Origin of the sequence: Tissierella creatinophila DSM 6911, assembly GCF_001940565.1 — a bacterium.
GTDB lineage: Bacteria > Bacillota > Clostridia > Tissierellales > Tissierellaceae > Tissierella_A > Tissierella_A creatinophila.
The window spans coordinates 1-4,460 of record NZ_LTDM01000040.1; the positions used below are offsets into that span (position 1 = coordinate 1).

Annotated in this window: 4 protein-coding genes; all 4 read right to left on the reverse strand. The window is 27.0% G+C overall.

Annotated features, from left to right (window positions below):
• Positions 1-295: 295 nt before the first annotated feature.
• Entirely contained in the window at positions 296-1,957 is a 1,662-nt protein-coding gene (locus TICRE_RS09075; RefSeq protein WP_075727308.1) for an ATP-binding cassette domain-containing protein, read from the reverse strand.
• On the reverse strand, positions 1,950-3,401 hold the full coding sequence (locus TICRE_RS09080; protein WP_075727310.1) for a radical SAM protein: 1,452 nt from the start codon (positions 3,399-3,401) through the stop codon (positions 1,950-1,952). The genes TICRE_RS09075 and TICRE_RS09080 overlap by 8 nt, the downstream gene beginning before the upstream one ends.
• Before the next feature lie 118 nt (positions 3,402-3,519).
• Positions 3,520-3,684 (reverse strand): hypothetical protein, encoded by a 165-nt coding sequence (locus tag TICRE_RS13285; RefSeq protein WP_158016513.1) that lies wholly within the window; start codon positions 3,682-3,684, stop codon positions 3,520-3,522.
• 22 nt (positions 3,685-3,706) lie between these two features.
• Positions 3,707-3,862 (reverse strand): hypothetical protein, encoded by a 156-nt coding sequence (locus TICRE_RS13290; protein WP_158016515.1) that lies wholly within the window; start codon positions 3,860-3,862, stop codon positions 3,707-3,709.
• Positions 3,863-4,460: the final 598 nt, after the last annotated feature.

Sequence of the window (4,460 nt, forward strand, 5' to 3'; positions counted from 1 at the left end):
AATTTTTGAACTCTCTAGTATAACTTGTTTTCTTTCTAGTTGTGGACATAATCATTCTCCTTAGGTTATTGTCGTATATCTATTATATACTAAATTTTCTTTACGACAACTATCCTATCACATAGGGATACCGTTACCTTATATAAAAATACTTTTTTATATACTTCATTGTCAAATATTGTAAGGTATTTTTTCCCTTCAATATTAATGATAGAATACTTTTTTATTTCTGAGGCTAGTGTTACAAAATCTCTATTTAAATCCACAATACATTAATATTTAAAAGATATAATATTTAATAGTCTTTATTCAAATTAATAAAATCGTTAATTATATCATCAAAATACCCCGTATGATCAATAATTATAACTATTTTATTTTTGAACTCTTTGAGTATTATTTCTTTTATTATTTTTTTTGTAGATTCATCAATATTTACAACTGCTTCGTCAAAAATAATTATATCAGCATCTTTCATAAGTGCTCGAGCTACCGATATCTTTTGAACTTCCCCCCCTGATAACTTAATACCATTTTGTCCTACCAATAAATCTCCATTCCCTTCATGTTTCTTGAAAATTTGATCAATTGATAGTTTTTTAACTATATGTTTGTACCTTTCTTCTAATTCATTAATATTCTTTGTAGTACTTGAATAAAGAATGTTGTTTTTTATTGTATCATTGAATAAAAATGTTTTTTGATCTATTATAGAAATACGTTCTCTTAAAGCCTTTTTATCTAAGTCTTTTATATCATAGTTGTTTATCAATATACGTCCTTCTTTGGGATCAATCAGTCCTATTACCATTTTTATTATTGTGGTTTTTCCTGTACCATTCTTTCCTTTTATTGAAAATATTTTCTCATTATTAATTTCTATATTTAAATCTTTAAAGATTTCTTTTCTTTCATTATAGGAAAATTTAACACCTTTCAATTTTACTTTAGTGAGTGTTTCGTTTATCTCTATTCCTTTCAAAGACTCGTCCTTAGGTTTAATCTCTTGTAATAAAGCTTTTACTCTTCTAACGGAAACAACTATCGATTCCATGGTAACAGACATCATTCCTACTGAGAGAAATGGGCTATATACTCGATTGATGTAAGCGGAAAATGCCATTATACCACCAATAGTAATCCCTTGGTTAATAAATAGTAATCCCCCAATAATATATAATAGTATTGGTATAATAGATGTATATATTCCAATAAATTCTATCATTTTTCTTGATATGATAGATTGTGTAAATGCCGAATTCATAGTATCTTCGTCTATAGATTCAATCTTTTCAAGTTCTAGATTTTCTTTTGAGTTGCTTTGTATATATTCTAGTCCTACCAATTTTTCATTAATCGCCGATGTCTGTCTTGAGCCTTTTTCTAATAAATCTTCTGTTGATCGATTTAAACTCTTTGAATAATATGCAATTATAATATAAAGTATTGGTATTGGTAAAAGCAATATGAAATATAGCTTTGCACTTATATTCAACAGTATTATCGAAACAAATATAGCGTCCAATATACTATTAGTTACACTAAAAAAGGATGGTGAAAACACTTGTGCAATGTTATTTACTTCTCCTACTCTTTGAACTAAATAAGAGCTATCTTTTTCTGTTAAAACAATTAAAGGACTATTTAATATCTTCCTAAAGACATCAGATCTTATCATTTTTATAATGCTTTGTCCAGCAACTAAGGTTTCTTTATTTAACATAAATGATACAAAAGATTTTACAACATTTATAAGAAGTATACAAAAAGATAATATAAGAATTACCTTAAAATTAAATTCTAAAAAACCTATATCTAATACCAATTGAGATAACTTAACAGGTACAGATTGCAGTATAGACAAGATTATTGATATTAAAAGTATTTTTAAAAATTTGCACTTATATAATTTGATATATGGTTTCAAAAAATTTATTACTTCTTTAATTTTACCCATATATTCTACTTATGTACTTATCAATAAAGAATCTATTAAAAACATCAGGATTCTTTGTTTTTAGATATACATAATTTCCTAATTTATTTCTTAAAGTTGTTTTTTGTGATTCGCACACGTCAGTATTTATTGTAATTTTATTTTTATCATCTTTTTCCAAAATTGAATAACAAAACATACATAATTTACTTATCTCACAACTCTTACAATTTATTAATAAATCTTTATTTATCTTCTTTATTAAATCTTGGACTTTCTTAATCTCTATTCCATTATTTATATCACCTATAATAAGTTCTGGAAAATTTGGAACCTTTTCACATAAAGTAAAAGTTCCATCTGTTTGTAAAAATAATTTGTCACCCGGGATACAATTTCCTATCGGTGTTTCATAGAAACTTCCACCAAACCTAAATTTTTGTCTATCATCTAACATTATAAATTCATAGTCATATATTATACTACTAATAATATCAATTGGATTGTTTTCAATCTTATTTCTAATGTAATTTTCTCTCATTTGCCTAAAATTATTTCTAAATTCATTAATATCTGTATCAGAAAACTGGTCATAATAATCTGTATTTATATCCATAACAGGAGTTACTTTCGCTATCTTTTTAAAAAACCAATCAGATCCATCTCCAAAGTTTTCTTCTGATTTTAGTCTATTAAAATCAGTTAAGATGTCGTAACACATAAATATATTCCATTTATCATAATCTCTAAGATATTTATTCACCAAATTATTTATCTGGTTAAACGTTCCCTTATCTTCTTGACTTACTCTATTTCGATCATGATTTTCTAAATAACCATCAATACTTAATGATAAAAAGAATTTATTATCTTTTAGGAAGTCAACTCTTTCTTGATTTAACAACACACCATTAGTAGTCATTAAGTATTGAGGAACGAAGTCTTTGTATTTATCCTTTATGTATTCTACAATTCTAGTTATTAATTCGTATTGTAATAGAGGCTCACCTCCATAGAAAGTAAAGTGGGGCTGTACTTTTATGCCATTATTAACTCTATTATGATCTTCTATATACCCCATATAAATATCTATGGCCTTAACAGAAGTCTCAAAATCTAAAACCTTATTATTATAAGTGTCAGTATTCTTATAATGATTTGAATATGTGCAATATTTACATCTTAAATTGCATTGGTTTGTGAGTTTAAAGGTCAATTGTTTAATTCCATTATCAACATAATAGTTGTCAGTCAATAAATCCTGGTTCCAAATATGAGTATTATTATTTAAAACATCTGCAAATTCTTCAATTTGTTGTATTTGTCCTTTATTTATATTAGCTATTTTACATGATTGAAGGTTTTCAAATTCACCTGAATAGAGTTTTGGGAAAATCATACCTGTATCATTATTGTAAAAATACTCATTGTTATTCAAATCTACAAACTCAAACATTTTAATCATGTCAGACCTCCTCTTATATCTTTTATATAGCATTATCTTATAGTAAATATTTCCTATTTAATCTTTAAATAAAATTATGTATAGTAGGGATAATGCTCCCCACTATACATAATTTTAACTATGCCCAGTTAGCAGCTCCTGCTAATCCACCTGATGCTAGTCCATAAAACTCATCTCCTGGGATAGGTGTAATACCACACGCACCACATAGTAGTGCGCATTGTAAAGCACATCTAATTCCTTCCCCTTGTGGTTCAACATTCCCATCTTTGATTTCTTGCATTTTAAAACCTCCTTTTAGAAAACTAAAAACCTGCAGCTCCTGTTGTAGAACCTGCTACTGCACCATACACTTCATCTCCTGGAATAGGTGTAATACCACACGCACCACATAATAATATACATCTTGCAGCACACTGTACCCAACCATCAGTTCCAATGCCATTATTTATTTCTTCCATAACTCCCCCCCCCTTTTTGAAATAGATTTACTTTAACACTTTTAAAATTATTTTGAAACATCTAACTAATACAGAACCTTCGATGATTTATACTTGCAATCCAACATTTTTTCTTTTTTGGTTAAAAAAGCACAGGTATTACAATAAGATTTTATTTTACAAGTTATACAGTTCTGGTTTTCAAGTCTGTAATTAGTAGATTGTTTCCAAATTTTCTCAAGTGTATTAGCACTTAATGGATTATAAATATTATTTATATTATCATAATATTTACATACTTTAATATTACCATCAATATCTATATACATATTTCCATACAAACATTTTATAGTTGTTTTTGATAGCATATTAGATTCCAGAGAAGGTGAACTTACTATATTTTCCTCCGTTGCTAATGATTTGTTGTTTTGATAATGATCATTTGCCACATAATTACATTTCCAAATTAAGTTTAACTTTTTAAGATAAGGTACCCTATGTGATAGGATAGTTGTCGTAAAGAAAATTTAGTATATAATAGATATACGACAATAACCTAAGGAGAATGATTATGTCCACAACTAGAAAGAAAACAAGTTATACTAGAGAGTTCAAAAAT

Coding starts and splice junctions, on each gene's coding strand:
- TICRE_RS13285 (WP_158016513.1), bottom strand. CDS start 3,684: ATGCAAGAAATCAAAGATGGGAATGTTGAACCACAAGGGGAAGGAATT.
- TICRE_RS09080 (WP_075727310.1), bottom strand. CDS start 3,401: ATGATTAAAATGTTTGAGTTTGTAGATTTGAATAACAATGAGTATTTT.
- TICRE_RS09075 (WP_075727308.1), bottom strand. CDS start 1,957: ATGGGTAAAATTAAAGAAGTAATAAATTTTTTGAAACCATATATCAAA.
- TICRE_RS13290 (WP_158016515.1), bottom strand. CDS start 3,862: ATGGAAGAAATAAATAATGGCATTGGAACTGATGGTTGGGTACAGTGT.